This is a genomic window from Leucobacter sp. OLIS6, from assembly GCF_002752355.1.
GTDB lineage: Bacteria > Actinomycetota > Actinomycetes > Actinomycetales > Microbacteriaceae > Leucobacter.
On sequence record NZ_MRAV01000014.1, the window covers coordinates 443,398 to 457,130 of the forward strand.

The 13,733-nt window shown below is 71.7% G+C and carries 11 protein-coding genes; 4 read left to right on the forward strand and 7 right to left on the reverse strand.

What is annotated here, in order from left to right:
- The first annotated feature begins 19 nt into the window (after positions 1 to 19).
- Complete coding sequence (locus BMH31_RS12235; RefSeq protein WP_099724994.1) at positions 20 to 430, forward strand: VOC family protein; 411 nt, start codon at positions 20 to 22, stop codon at positions 428 to 430.
- Here BMH31_RS12235 and BMH31_RS12240 read toward each other — a convergent pair.
- Together BMH31_RS12240 and uvrB are read right to left on the reverse strand one after the other, a co-directional pair.
- Positions 397 to 1,179, reverse strand: a complete 783-nt coding sequence (locus BMH31_RS12240) for a helix-turn-helix domain-containing protein (protein ID WP_099747387.1) — start codon at positions 1,177 to 1,179, stop codon at positions 397 to 399. The two genes, BMH31_RS12235 and BMH31_RS12240, sit on opposite strands and share 34 nt — an antisense overlap.
- A gap of 15 nt (positions 1,180 to 1,194) precedes the next feature.
- On the reverse strand, positions 1,195 to 3,285 hold the full coding sequence (uvrB, locus tag BMH31_RS12245) for an excinuclease ABC subunit UvrB (RefSeq protein WP_099724992.1): 2,091 nt from the start codon (positions 3,283 to 3,285) through the stop codon (positions 1,195 to 1,197).
- A 55-nt stretch (positions 3,286 to 3,340) separates the two neighbouring features.
- On the opposite strand from uvrB, the gene BMH31_RS12250 reads away from it, so the two are divergent.
- Positions 3,341 to 6,703 carry a BTAD domain-containing putative transcriptional regulator gene (locus BMH31_RS12250; RefSeq protein WP_099724991.1) on the forward strand — a complete coding sequence of 1,121 codons (3,363 nt, stop codon included), beginning with the start codon at positions 3,341 to 3,343 and terminating at the stop codon, positions 6,701 to 6,703.
- Between the two features lie 49 nt (positions 6,704 to 6,752).
- Here the strand turns inward: BMH31_RS12250 and BMH31_RS12255 are convergent, their stop codons facing one another.
- Together BMH31_RS12255 and BMH31_RS12260 are read right to left on the reverse strand one after the other, a co-directional pair.
- Positions 6,753 to 7,577 (reverse strand): ABC transporter permease, encoded by an 825-nt coding sequence (locus BMH31_RS12255; RefSeq protein WP_099724990.1) that lies wholly within the window; start codon positions 7,575 to 7,577, stop codon positions 6,753 to 6,755.
- Positions 7,574 to 8,593 carry an ATP-binding cassette domain-containing protein gene (locus tag BMH31_RS12260; RefSeq protein ID WP_099725318.1) on the reverse strand — a complete coding sequence of 340 codons (1,020 nt, stop codon included), beginning with the start codon at positions 8,591 to 8,593 and terminating at the stop codon, positions 7,574 to 7,576. Before BMH31_RS12260 ends, BMH31_RS12255 begins: the two co-directional genes overlap by 4 nt.
- Before the next feature lie 151 nt (positions 8,594 to 8,744).
- Here BMH31_RS12260 and BMH31_RS12265 point away from each other — a divergent pair, with 151 nt between their 5' ends.
- The gene (locus BMH31_RS12265; RefSeq protein WP_158234967.1) at positions 8,745 to 9,872 is read left to right on the forward strand and encodes a serine hydrolase domain-containing protein; all 1,128 of its coding nucleotides are present in this window, start codon (positions 8,745 to 8,747) and stop codon (positions 9,870 to 9,872) included.
- A 67-nt stretch (positions 9,873 to 9,939) separates the two neighbouring features.
- On the opposite strand, the gene BMH31_RS12270 is transcribed toward BMH31_RS12265, so the two are convergent.
- Together BMH31_RS12270 and alr are read right to left on the reverse strand one after the other, a co-directional pair.
- A complete protein-coding gene (locus BMH31_RS12270; protein WP_099724988.1) occupies positions 9,940 to 10,926 on the reverse strand; it encodes a D-alanine--D-alanine ligase in 987 nt (328 codons plus the stop codon).
- The gene (gene alr, locus BMH31_RS12275; RefSeq protein ID WP_099724987.1) at positions 10,923 to 12,062 is read right to left on the reverse strand and encodes an alanine racemase; all 1,140 of its coding nucleotides are present in this window, start codon (positions 12,060 to 12,062) and stop codon (positions 10,923 to 10,925) included. Before alr ends, BMH31_RS12270 begins: the two co-directional genes overlap by 4 nt.
- An 87-nt stretch (positions 12,063 to 12,149) precedes the next feature.
- Between alr and murG the strand changes: the two genes are divergently transcribed.
- The gene (murG, locus tag BMH31_RS12280) at positions 12,150 to 13,226 is read left to right on the forward strand and encodes an undecaprenyldiphospho-muramoylpentapeptide beta-N-acetylglucosaminyltransferase (protein ID WP_099724986.1); all 1,077 of its coding nucleotides are present in this window, start codon (positions 12,150 to 12,152) and stop codon (positions 13,224 to 13,226) included.
- Positions 13,227 to 13,314: 88 nt separating this feature from the next.
- Here murG and ndk read toward each other — a convergent pair whose 3' ends face one another.
- Complete coding sequence (ndk, locus tag BMH31_RS12285; protein WP_099724985.1) at positions 13,315 to 13,731, reverse strand: nucleoside-diphosphate kinase; 417 nt, start codon at positions 13,729 to 13,731, stop codon at positions 13,315 to 13,317.
- Positions 13,732 to 13,733 lie beyond the last annotated feature (2 nt).

The following is a 13,733-nucleotide window of genomic DNA, read 5'->3' on the forward strand; positions in this document are numbered from 1 at the left end:
ACGCTCGTAGGCTGAGCGCATGACACTCGCATTCGACTTCATCGGCATCGTGACGGCCGACCTCTCGGCGTCCCTCAGCTTCTACCGCGCGCTCGGCCTCGACATCCCGGAGGGGCAGGACGAGGCGCCCCACGTCGAGACGGTGCTACCCGGCGGCATGACGCTCGCCTGGGATCCAGTCTCGACCGTCCGCGGGTTCATTCCCGATTTCGAACTGCCGACCGGTGAGAACCGGATCGGCTTCGCGTTCAGCGCGGCCACACCGGCCGAGGTGGATCGAGTCTATGCCGAGATCGTAGACCGGTTCCCCGCCGCGGCGTCGATGGCGCCGTGGGATGCCCCGTGGGGGCAGCGCTACTCGACGGTGCTCGATCCCGACGGCAATTCGATCGACATCTACGCGCCGCTCGCCGCCGAGCCCGCGGCCTGAGCCCCGTCGGTGCGGTTCCGGGACGGAGCCGCACCGACGTTCGCCGCGACGAATCGGGCCGGCGTGGTTCCGACGATGCGGCCGAACTCGCGCGTGAGGTGGGCCTGATCGCTGTAGCCGGTGCTGAGCGCCGCGGCCTCGACGGAGGATCCGGAGCCGAGCAGCCCTCTCGCACGCTCCGCGCGCAGCACTCTGCGCAGCGCGGTGTACCCGTAGCCGAAGTGCTGCAGCATGCGGCGCTGCAGCTGCCGTTCGGAGTATCCGAGCACCGCAGCGGCCCGTGCGGCGGTCGCGCCTCGCCGAGCCAGGCGGAGCGCCTCAGCGGTCCAGCCGGGTGCGCCGATGTCGAACGGTTCGGCGGATCGGGCGCGGAGCGCCGACGTGGACGGCTCCCCCGCGGCGACGCCGAAGGACTCACCGAGCACGCGCAGCAGTCGTTCGCCGCGGCGCCGCACCTCGGGCGCCAGCACGTCGGTCGCGGGCACCAGGCTGTCTCGCAGCTCGGACGCGTCGAGCTCGAGCGCCCGACCGGCGTGCCCGGGCGTGAAGCGGAGCCCGATCGTGGCGCCGTGGATGCTGCCGCTGCCGAGGAGCCAGCGCGTCGAGGGGCCGGCGACCACGAGTTCGTCGTCGCGCAGGATGATGTCGGCGCTGCCGTCGGCCGGGATCACCGCGGGCGCACCTGCGCCGACCGAGCGCTCGGAGCGCCAGAGCACTCCGAGGCCGGGGAGCTCGATCTCGCGATACACGGCGGTGCCCGCGCTCTAGCGGTGCCCGGCCTGGTCCATGCTGCGCAGCTCGCGCTTGAGCTCGGATACCTCGTCGCGGAGGCGTGCCGCGAGCTCGAACTTGAGTTCCTCTGCGGCGGTGAGCATCTGCTGGGTGAGGTCCGCGATGAGCTCTTCGAGCTGGGCCGCGCCCTCGCCTGCGATCGCTCCGGCGCGTGCCGCGGCTTTGCCCTTCGCCCGCTGCGGCGAGACCGCCTTGCGCTGCGCGTGGGCGCCGGTGCGCGAGAGCACGTCCTCGGTGTCCGCCGCCTCGCGTGCGAGGAGCTCGGTGATGTCGCCGATCTTCTTGCGCAGCGGGGTCGGATCGATGCCGTGCTCGGCGTTGTAGGCGAGCTGCTTCTCGCGGCGGCGGTCGGTCTCGTCGATGGCCTCGCGCATGGAGCGGGTGATCTTGTCGGCGTACATGTGCACCTCGCCCGACACGTTTCGGGCAGCGCGGCCGATGGTCTGGATGAGCGAGGTCGAGGATCGGAGGAAGCCCTCCTTGTCGGCGTCGAGGATCGAGACGAGCGACACCTCGGGCAGGTCGAGGCCCTCGCGCAGCAGGTTGATGCCGACGAGCACGTCGAAGATGCCCGCGCGCAGTTCGGTGAGCAGCTCGACGCGCCGGAGCGTGTCGACGTCGGAATGCAGGTAGCGGACGCGGATGCCGGCCTCTTCCATGAAGGTGGTCAGCTGCTCGGCCATCTTCTTGGTGAGGGTCGTGACGAGCACGCGCTCGTCGCGCTCGGCACGGATGCGGACCTGCTCCAGCAGGTCGTCGATCTGGCCCTCGCTCGGCTTCACGACGATGCGCGGGTCGATGAGCCCGGTCGGGCGGATGATCTGCTCGACGACGCCGTCCGCGCGCTCCATCTCATACTTGCCGGGCGTCGCCGAGAGGTAGACGACCTGGCCGACCCGTTCCTGGAACTCGGAGAACTTGAGCGGCCGGTTGTCGAGCGCGCTCGGCAGGCGGAACCCGTGCTCGACCAGTGTCCGCTTGCGCGACGCGTCGCCCTCGTACATGGCGCCGATCTGCGGCACCGTCACGTGCGACTCGTCGATGACGACGAGGAAGTCGTCGGGGAAGTAGTCGAGCAGGCAGTGCGGGGCCTCGCCGGGCTGCCGGCCGTCGATGTGCCGCGAGTAGTTCTCGATGCCGGAGCAGAAGCCGATCTGTTCCATCATCTCGAGGTCGAAGGTGGTGCGCATGCGCAGGCGTTGCTCCTCGACGAGCTTCGTCTGCTCTTTCAGCTCGCGGGTGCGCCAGTCGAGCTCCTCGGCGATGGTGCCCATGGCGCGGTTCATGACCTGGCGGCTGGCGACGTAGTGGGATCCCGGGAACACCGACACGGCGTCGACCTGGCGGATGACCTCGCCCGTGAGCGGATGCAGGTAGTAGAGCGCCTCGATCTCGTCGCCGAAGAACTCGATGCGGATCGCGTTCTCCTCGTACATGGGGATGATCTCGACCGTGTCGCCGCGCACCCGGAAGTTGCCGCGCACGAACTCGATGTCGTTGCGCTGGTACTGCATATCGACGAAGCGCCGCAGCAGCACGTCCCGGTCGAGGCGGTCGCCCACGACCAGCGGGACCATCGCCTCGTAGTATTCCTCGGGCTTGCCGAGGCCGTAGATGCACGAGACGGTGGAGACCACGACCACATCGCGCCGGCTCAGCAGCGCGTTGGTGGTCGAGTGCCGCAGACGCTCGACCTCGGCGTTGACCGACGAGTCCTTCTCGATGAAGGTGTCGGTCTGCGGAACGTAGGCCTCGGGCTGGTAGTAGTCGTAGTAGCTGACGAAGTACTCGACCGCGTTGTTGGGCAGCAGGCTGCGGAACTCGTTCGCGAGCTGCGCCGCGAGCGTCTTGTTGTGCGCGAGCACCAGCGTGGGACGCTGCACCTCTTCGATGAGCCACGCCGTGGTCGCCGACTTGCCCGTGCCCGTCGCGCCGAGCAGTACGACGTCGGTCTCGCCGGCGTTGATGCGCTGCGCCAGCTCGGCGATCGCCTGCGGCTGATCGCCGCTCGGCTCGTATTCGCTGATGACCTCGAACGGGCGCACACTACGTGTCGGTTCCATGCGTTCGAGGCTACTCCGTACCACTGACATCGATGCCCTGGATACACTCGACCCCATGCGTTCCGAGTCTCCCCGTCTCGCGGTGCTCGGTCCCGTCCGCCTCGACGGCCGGGATCCCGGCGGCCCGATGCTCCGGGCGCTCCTCGTCGCCCTCGCCCTCGAACCTAGCGGCGCACCGCGTTCGGTCGATGCGCTCTCCGCCGACCTCTGGGGGGACGACCTCCCCCAGAATCCGAAGGCCTCGCTGCAGAGCCTCGTCTCCCGGGCACGGGCCGCCGGCGACGGAGGCATCATCACGACCCTCCCGGGCGGGTACGCCCTCGAACGTCCACGGGGCGAGAACCACCGGGAGATCACCGATGCGCGCAGCGACCTCGACCTCGCCCGCGAGGTCGCAGACCGCCCGGTGGGCGGAGATCGACGTGAACGCGAACCGGCCGACCGGGTGCAGGCCCTCGACGCGGCGCTGATGCTCTGGACCGGGGAACCCGGCCGGGACCTCGGCGACTCCCCCGTCGCGGAGGACCTCCGGGTCGCGGCCGCCGGTCTGCACGACCGCCTGCGCACCGAGCGGGCGCGAGCGCTCGCGACGACCGGGCGAGCCGACGACCTCGACGCGGCCGCACGCGAGCTCCGCTCGCTGCTCACGGCGCACCCGCTCGACGAGCGGCGGCACGTCGAACTCATGGAGCTGCTCGCCCACGCCGGACGCGCCGCCGACGCCCTCGCGGTCTACGCGGAGTTCCGCACTCGCCTTCGCGACGAGCTCGGCGCCTCGCCGAGCACCGCGATCACCGAGCTCAACGCCCGGATCCTGCGCGGCGATGGTGGGCTCGACACGCCTCGCGACCGTCCCGGGAGCACCCCCGCCCCCGCCGCAGCCGCGGGCGGTGCGGCGAGCGGCACCACCCGCAGGGCCCTCGTCAGGATCGGGCTCCCCGTCGCTCTGAGCCCGCTCATCGGCCGCGACTCCGATATCGACGAGACCTCCGCGCTGCTCCGCACCCACCGGCTCGTCACCGTCCTCGGAGCCGGCGGCCTCGGCAAGACACGCCTCGCCGCAGCCGTCGCCACGGCCTCCGACGCTCCGTCCGTCGTCTTCGTGCCGCTCGCCGGCGCACGCGAATCCGCGGATGTACTCCCCGCCATCGGCGGAGCGCTCGGCATCAGCGAGACCACCACGAGCACGCGGCTCGCCGACGCCCGCGCGCAACCGGACCTCCGCCAGCGCGTGCTCTCCGCGCTCGGTGAACGCGACACCCTGCTCGTGCTCGACAACTGCGAGCAAGTCGTCTCGGGTGTCGCGTCGTGGGCGGCCGAGGCGCTCGCTTCGGTGCCCGGCCTGCGGATCCTCACGACGAGCCGCACCCCGCTCGCGCTCGCAGCCGAGGTCTGCCGCCCCCTCGATCCGCTCGCCTACGACGAGGTCACCGGGTCCGCGGTCCGCCTCTTCGTCGAGCGCGCGCGGGCCGTCAGGCCGGGCGCGGATCTCCCGCTCGAGGTCGTCGCCCGCCTGTGCGCGCGCCTCGACGGCCTCCCGCTCGCGATCGAACTGGCGGCCGCGCGGATCAGGACGATGAGCCCCGCGCAGATCGAGGCCCGGCTCGAGGACCGCTTCGCGCTGCTCACCGTCGGGGACCGCGCGGCACCCGAGCGGCACCGGACCCTCCAGGCCGTCATCGAGTGGAGCTGGGAGCTGCTCGAACCCGTCGACCGCCGCGCTCTGGCGATGCTCTCGGTGCTGCCGGGCGGCCTCTCGCTCGAGACCGCGAACGGCGTCCTGCGCTCCGATGGCGTGTGCGCGAGCGAGACCGAGGTCGACGAGGTCCTCGACCGGCTCGTCTCGCAATCGCTGCTCGTGGTGTTCGAGGACGCGGGATCCGGCACGATCCGCTTCCGCATGCTCGAAACGGTCCGGGAGTTCGGTCTCGCCCGGCTCCGGCTCGACGGTATCGAGGACGCGGCCTGGGACGCGGTGCTCGCTTGGGGGCGAGGTTTCGCGGACGCACGATCCCCGGGGATCTTCGCGCTGCCCGGCTCGCTCGGAGCTCCGGCCTACCGGATCATCCGAGCCGAGCAGGACAACCTGCTCGCAGCCCTGCGCCGCGCGGTGCTCGACGACCGCCGCAGCGAGGCGGTGCTGCTGCTCGGCGTGCTGGCCCAGTCGTGGACGGTTCGCGGCGCGTTCACCGAGTTCACCCGCACCGCGTCCGAAGTCTTCGACACCGTCGCTCGCGCCGCACGTCGGACGGACGGCGCCGAGGTCCCGAGCGACGCGCTCGCGCTCTGCCTGGCCACCTGCGCGGTCGGGCTCGGCGGCACCGATCCCGGCCGCGCGGTCCGCGCCATCGCGCTCCTGCGCCGGCTGCGCCGCAGCGATCCCGCGCTGAGCCCGCTGTGGCAGGGCGTCTCGCACATGCTCGAGTCCGGGCTCGATGCCGACGCCACCCGGGCCGAGCTCGAGACGCTGCGGTCCGGCCCCGACGCCGACGCACGGCTCTTCGCCGAGATGCTCGTCGCCCAGCTCGCCGAGAACGACGGCGAGCCGGAGACCGCGCGCATCGCCGCCGAACGCACCTGGCGGCTCGCGACCTCCGCCGACGAGCCGTGGATCGCGGCCATGGCCGCGCACTCGCTCGCGCAGCTCGCCAGCCAGTCCGCACGGCCGGCCGAGGCGCTGCACTGGCTCGACATCGGCACCGCCGGCTTCGAGGATTTCGGGGCCGAGGACGAGATGGGCGAGCGCGGCTGGCTCCGCGGCCTCGCGCTGATCTCGCTCGGACGCGCGGACGAGGCCGAAGCGATGTTCCGCGACCTCACCGGCGCCGTCGATCGCACCGACGACGGGATGGGCCTCGCGTCGATCGGCTGGTTCGGCATCGCCGAGATCGAGCGATCCCGCGGACGGTTCGACGACGCGATCCTGAGCTTCGGTCGCGCCATCTCCGAGTTCCGCGAGAGCGATCAGCGCGCATCTCCCTGGTACCTGATTGCCCTGGCCGGCTACGTCTCGGCCGCCTGCATCGACGACTCGCTGCCGCCCGCCGAGCAGGCCCGGCTCGCCGCGAAGCTGCGCTCCCGGACCATCGCGGTACAGCGGCTCCTCGTGCTGCAGCGGCTGCGGTCGGTCTACGTCGATCGCCCCGTGCTCGGCACCGCGCTCACCGGTTGGTCGTCCTGGGCCATCGGGATCCCCGAGCTGCAGGATCGCGGTCTTGAAGCGCTCGCCCTCGCCGAACTGCTGGGCGCGCGCCAGGATCAGCCCTGCCTCGCGCTCGAACTGCACCGCGTGCGTGCCGCGCGCCTCGTCGGAGCCGATGCGGTCGAGCGGGCGCGCACCCGGGCGCGCGCGCTGAGCGCGGACGAACGGGTGCCTCGAGCATTCACCGTGCTCGGGGCACCCGTTCCGCCGGTCTGATCCGGCACCCGGATCCGGAGCGTCGGACCCCGGAATGCCGGATCCCGGCTCAGGCCTTGCGCATGTAGGCCCTGACCGTGAGCGGGGCAAAGATCACGACGATCACCGCGGCTCCCAGCAGCGACACCCAGAGGTCCGCGCCGACCGTGCCGGAGTTCGCGAGATCGCGCACCGCGGTGACGAGGTGCGACACCGGGTTGATGTCGGCGAACCAGCGCAGCCAGGCGGGCAGGGTGTTCGCCGGTACGAAGGCGTTCGACAGGAACGTCAGCGGGAACAGGATCAGCATCGAGATGCCCTGCACGCTCGATGCGGTGCGTGCGATCACCCCGAAGAAGGCGAAGATCCAGCTGATCGCCCACGAGCAGGCGATCACGAGCAGGCCGGCGAGCACGACCCCGCCGAGTCCGCCGCCGGGTCGGTAGCCCATGAGGAAGCCGACGAAGAAGGTCATCGTGGTCGCGATCGTATACCGGACCGTGTCCGCGAGCAGCGCTCCCGAGAGCGGTGCGATGCGGGCGATCGGCAGTGAACGGAACCGGTCGAACACGCCCTTGTCCATGTCCTCGCGCAGTTGGGTGCCGGTGACGACCGAACCGGTGATCACGGTCTGCACCAGGATCCCGGGGATCAGCAACGGCAGGTACTTCTGCACGTCGCCGGAGATCGCGCCGCCGAAGATGTACGCGAACATCAGCGTGAAGATGATCGGCTGGACCGTGACGTCGACGAGCTGTTCCGGCGTGCGCCGGATCTTGACGAGCCCGCGATAGGCCATCGTGAACGTGTTCGCGATGGACTGGCTCAGGCTGGTGTGGTTCTTGAGGTCCCGCTCGGCGGCGGGGACGATGCGTTCGAGAGTAGCGGTGCTCATGCTCGGACCTCCTGGAGTTCGGCGTCGGCCGATTCCGCCTGGTCGGCGGCGTCGTGCCCGGTGATGGCGAGGAAGACCTCGTCGAGGGTCGGCTTCTGCACGCTCATCTCGACGAGTGGGATCCCCTCTTCGCGGAGGGTGATCAGCAGATCGGCGACGCGGTCAGCGTCGGCCATGGGCGCCGTGAGCCGGGTTCCCTCGGGCGACGGTGCCGCGGTGACACCGAGCACTCGCTGGATCGCGCGCGAGGCGGTCTCCAGATCGGAACCGAGCACGGCTCCCCCGTCGCGTCCGCCGATACGCAGCTGGAGCGACGAAGTACCGACCGAGCTCTTCAGCTCGTCCGGCGTGCCCTCGGCCACGACGCGTCCGCGGTCGATCACGGCGATGCGGTCGGCCAGCTGATCGGCCTCGTCGAGGTACTGCGTCGTGAGCAGCACGGTCGATCCGGTCGCGACGAGCTCGCGGATCGTGTCCCACATCTGCCCGCGGGTGCGCGGGTCGAGCCCGGTGGTGGGCTCGTCGAGGAAGATGAGCGGGGGCTGCGCGATGAGCGACGCGGCGAGGTCGAGCCTGCGGCGCATGCCGCCGGAGAACTTCTTCAGGGGACGCTTCGCCGCCTCGGTCAGGCCGAAGCGCTCGAGCAGATCGACGGCCTTCGCGCGGGCCTCGATCCGCGAGAGACCGAGCAGGCGCCCGAAGATGATCAGGTTCTCGGTGGCCGAGAGCGTCTCGTCGACCGACGCGTACTGGCCGGTCACGCCGATCAGCTGCCGCACGACCTGCGGCTCGCGGACGACGTCGTGCCCGAACACCCGGGCGCTGCCGCCGTCCGGGCGAAGCAGGGTCGCGAGCATGCTGATGGTGGTGGTCTTGCCTGCGCCGTTCGGGCCGAGCACGCCGTAGATGGATCCCGCGGCCACGCGGAGGTCGACGCCGTCGACCGCCCGGTTGTCGCCGAACACCTTGACGAGCCCGTCGGCCTCGACGGCCCATTCGTTCAGTGGTGATGTCATGCGGCAAGCCTCGCGGGGGCCGCTGTCACCGCGCTGCCGCGACGCTGTCACGGGCTGTCGCGCGGTCATTCCCGGGCGCGCTCGGCTCCGGTCGACCGCTGCGGGAGAACTCGGACTGGCGCGCGGGGCGCCGGGATGCTTCGATGAGCCCATGACGTCGATCGCCTCGCGTCTCGGACGCGCCCCGCTGCTCGTGCTCGTCCTGCTGCTCGCCGCGTGCTCCGGCGCGCCGCCGGCCGATCCACCACCAGCGACCTCCGCGTCGGGCTCCGGAGTGCTGCCGAGCGAGGATGATCTGCGGACCGCGGTCGAGTCCGCGCTGGCCGGTTCGGGCGTGCCCGGCGGCGCGGTCGTCGTCTCCGATGCCGCGGGAGGCTCGACGACCGTGGTCTTCGGTGAACGCGCCCCCGGCGAACCGGTGACGGCGGACACGCGCTTCGCCTACCGGAGCATCACCAAGTCCTTCGTGGGCACGGTGATCCTGCAGCTCGCCGACGAGAAGCGGCTGTCGCTCGAGGATCCGGTGTCGAAGTACGTCGCCGGGGTGCCGAACGGCGACCGGATCACCATCGCCGAGCTCGGCGACATGCGATCCGGGCTCGCGAACTACTCGGCGAGGCCCGGCCTCGGCGCGATGCTCGGCAAGGATCCGGCTCGCGACCCGCAGACCTCCGAGCTCCTTGCGCTCTCCTACGCCGTGAAGCCCGTCGCGCCCGGCACCGCCTACGAGTACTCGAACACGAACACCCTGCTGCTCGGCGAGGTGATCCGGAAGGTCACCGGGGACGATTGGGTCACGGCCGTCGATCAGCGACTGCTGCGACCGCTGAAGCTGGAGAGCGTGGGCAACGGATTCGTCTCGGGGAGCGAGAACGCGACGGGGTTCCAGCTCGCCGACGGCAAGATCGCCGAGCAGCTGCCGGTGGTCGCACCCGGCTGGTTCGGAGCGGCGGGCGGACTCACCGGCAACGCCGCGGACCTCGCCGTCTGGGGGCGTTCGCTGGGCTCGGGGTCGCTCGTCTCGCAGGGCGCCCAGCGGTGGCGACTGGATCAGTTCGGCTCGACCGCCGACGATCCCGCCAGCCCGCTCTACGACGCCTACGGCTTCGCGCTGGGCCGCACCGACGGGTGGCGCGGCCACACCGGCACGGGCCTCGGATTCCAGGGTCTCGTCATGTACGACCCCGCGACGGAGCACGTCATCGCGGTGCTGATCAACGGCACGGGCGAGAACCCGGATCTCCCCGCCACCGTGTTCGAGGCGGTCCGGAAGCTCTAGGCCGAGTGCCCGGCCGGAAGTCCGAGGGAGTTCCGGGCTCAGCAGGAAGGTGCCTCCCCGAGGCCTCCTACAGAGGCCGGATCCCCTCGCGAGCGGCTGCGATCAGCTCGCCCACAAGACCCGCGTAGTCGAGGCCGACCGCGGCGTACATTCGCGGCACCTGCGACTGCTCGGTCATGCCGGGCGAGGTGTTGATCTCGTTCAGCACCACACCGTCGTCGGTCGCGAAGAAGTCGAAGCGCGCGACGCCGGCGCAGCCGAGCGCCTCGTAGAGCAGCACGGCCGCCCGCCGGATCGCTCCCTCCTCGCGCGGGTCGAGCGATGCCGGGATCGTGAATTCGGCGCTTCCGTCGTATTTCTCGGCCCGGTCGAACACCCCGCCGGGAACCACGCCGATCTCGAGGGTCGATCCGACTCGCAGTCCACCGGACGCGTCCCGGAACACGGCGATGTCGACCTCGCGGCCGCGCACGTACTCCTCGACCAGCACCGTATCGCCGTAGGCGCGGGCCTGCTCGACGGTCGCGACGAGGTCGGAGCGGTCCGCGACGACGAAGACGCCGTTGCTCGATCCCCCGGCGGTGGGCTTCACCACGAGCGGCGGCCTGAGCTCCGAGGCGAACGCGGCCCCGACGGGCGCCGCCCATCCGCCGGCCAGCGCGCCGCGGGAGGTGGCGATGCCGAGATCGTCCGCGATGAGCTTCGTCGCCCACTTGTCCATCCCGAGCGCGCCCGCCCGCACCGGGGATCCGACGAAGGGGATCCCGGCCATGCGCAGCAGGCCGGCGATCGCCCCGTCCTCGCCGTCGACGCCGTGCAGCACCGGGAACGCGAGCTCGCAGTCCGCGATGCGCGCGAGCGCCTCGTGCGCCGGCAGCCGGTGCCCGTCATCGGCGAGCCAGCGCCCGTCCCGGGCGATCGTGATCGGTACCGCTTCGAGTCCGAGGTCCGCGACGGCACGGACGACGGATGCCGCCGAAGCGATCGACACCTCGTGCTCGTCGCTGATCCCGCCTCCGATCACGGCGACTCGGGTGGTGGGGGTCTGCGTCATGCTGCTGCTCCTTGCGCGTGGTTCGAGGGTTCGATGGTGCGGTGGATCCGCGGGATCCGGCTCCCGAGCCGGGTCACGATCTCGTGCGGGATCGTGCGCGCCCAGGCGGCCCACTCGGCGACGGTGGGTTCGCCCTCCGCACCGGGGCCGAACACGGTCACCTGCTCGCCCGGCTGCAACAGGTCCTCGCCCGTGTCGACGACGACCATGTCCATCGAGAAGCGTCCGACGATCGGCCTCCGGCGTCCGCGCACGAGCACCTCCGCACGGCCCGACGCCTCGCGGGGCAGCCCGTCGCCGTAGCCGACCGGGAGCAGCGCGAGGTGGGTGCGGCCCGACGCGACGAAGTCGAGGCCGTAGCCGACACCCGTGCCGGCACCCACCTCGCGCGAGGACACGACCCGTGAGGTGAGGGTGAGCGCGGGCTTCAGGAGGTCGGTGCTCGCGGACGGGTCGATCCCGAACAGTCCCGCGCCGATCCGGTGCACGCCGAACCCGCCGCCCACGCCGGTGAGCGTCGCGGCCGTCGCCGCGAGGTGCGGCACGGCCGGCGTCAGCCCGCGCCGCGTCGCGGTGCGGATCGCGTTCGCGAACACCAGTCGCTCGCGCGCGTTCTGCGGGTCGGAGGGATCGTCGGCGCACGACATGTGTCCCATGATCCCGACCACCCGCACCGAGCCCGAGGCCTCCGCCTCCCGGGCGAGCGCGCAGAGCGGTGCCCAATCGGCTGCGGCGCAGCCGTCCCGGGCCATTCCGACGTCGATGTGCAGGTGGATCCGGGCGGGCGATCCGGCGCGCGCCGCGCCGCGAACGACCGCCACCAGCAGTTCGGTGCTCGGCACCGCCAGGTCGATGCGCCGCCGCACCGCCCCCTCGAAGTCCGCCTCGGGCGTGTTCAACCAGCTGAGGATCGGCGCATCGACGCCGCCCTCGCGCAGCGCGACCGCCTCCTCGATCGAGGTGACGCCGATCGATCTCGCACCGGCCTCGAGCACGGAGTGCGCGATCGCGCCGTGGCCGAACGCGTCGGCCTTCAGCACGGCCATGAGGCGATCGCCGGTGAGGCGCGCGAAGGCGGCGGTGTTCTCGCGGATCGCGTCATCGTGCACGATGAGTTCGGAGACGGTTGGCTGCATGTGCAGCAGTCAAGCGGGTCGGATGTTGCCGCAGCCTATGCCGCTTTCGATACGCGGACGGTACGCCTCGCTTCATAGGCTGGCGCCATGACCCGCTATCTGCTCGCCGGCGGCGGGACCGCCGGCCACGTCTCCCCGCTGCTCGCGGTCGCCGACCGGATCCTCGAACGCGATCCCGAGGCCTCGGTCCTCGTCCTCGGCACGGAGGAGGGGCTCGAGGCACGGCTGGTCCCGCAGCGCGGACACGAACTCAGTACGATCCCGCGGGTGCCGTTCCCGCGCAGGCCGGACCTGGACGCCGCGCGGTTCCCGGCGCGATTCCGACGCGCGGTCGCGCTCACGCGCGAGATCCTGCGCGACCGGCGCATCGATCTGCTGATCGGTTTCGGCGGATACGTCTCGGCCCCGGCGTACGTCGCAGCTCGGCGGGAACACGTGCCATACGCGGTGCATGAGGCGAACGTCCGGCCCGGCCTGGCCAACGTCTGGGGCGCCCGCCGGGCCGCGGCAGTCGGCACGGCGTTCCCCGGAACTCCGCTGCGCGGTGCCGAGGTCGTCGGCATGCCGCTGCGCGCCGAGATCGCGTCGCTCGATCGCGAGGCCTCCCGCTCGGAAGCCGCCGAGGTCTTCGGACTCGATCCGCACCGTCCCGTGCTGCTGGTGTTCGGCGGGTCGACCGGTGCGCGCCGGATCAACGACGCCTTCGCGGGGTCCTGGCCCGCGATCGCCGCTGCGGGGTGGCAGCTCCTGCACGTGACCGGCGAGCAGAAGATCGGCGAGGTGGAGGCGAGCAGCGCCGACGCCCGCACGGTGGTCCCCTACGTCGACCGGATGGACCTCGCCTACGCGCTCGCCGATCTGGTCGTGTGCCGTTCCGGCGCGGCGACCGTGAGCGAGATCAGCGCGCTCGGCATCCCGGCGGTCTACGTGCCCTATGCGGTCGGCAACGGCGAGCAGGCGCTCAACGCCCGCTCTGCGGTGGAGGCCGGCGGAGCCGTGCTGATCGCCGACGCGGACCTCACTCCGCACACGGTGTCCGAGCGGATCGTGCCGCTGCTGCACGACGCGGACCGGCGCCTACGCATGAGCACGGCCGCATCCGTGCTCGGCGCGCGGGATGCCGCCGGCCGTCTGCTCGCTCTCGCCGAGCGCACGCTCGGCTGACCTCGGCCGGAGAACGACGGAGCGCGCCCGCCTCCGCCCCGCGTGCGGGGCAAGGCGGACGCGCTCGACGTCCGGAATCGCGGTCGGATCAGGCGAACCAGAGCGCGAGCTCGCGCGCCGCCGACTCCGGCGAGTCGGATCCGTGCACCAGGTTCTGCTGCACCTTGAGGCCCCAGTCGCGACCGAGGTCGCCGCGGATCGTGCCGGGCGCCGCGGTCGTCGGGTCGGTCGTGCCCGCGAGCGAGCGGAAGCCCTCGATGACGCGGTGGCCCGCGGCTCGGATCGCGACGGTCGGACCCGAGCTCATGAACTCGATGAGCGGCTCGTAGAAGGGCTTGCCCTCGTGCTCGGCGTAGTGCGCGGCGAGCAGCTCGCGGTCGGCGTCCACCAGGCGGAGGTCGACCAGGCGGTATCCCTTCGCCTCGATGCGGCGCAGGATCTCACCGGTCAGGCCGCGGGCGACGCCGTCGGGCTTCACCAGGATGAGGGTCTCTTCTGCGGACATGC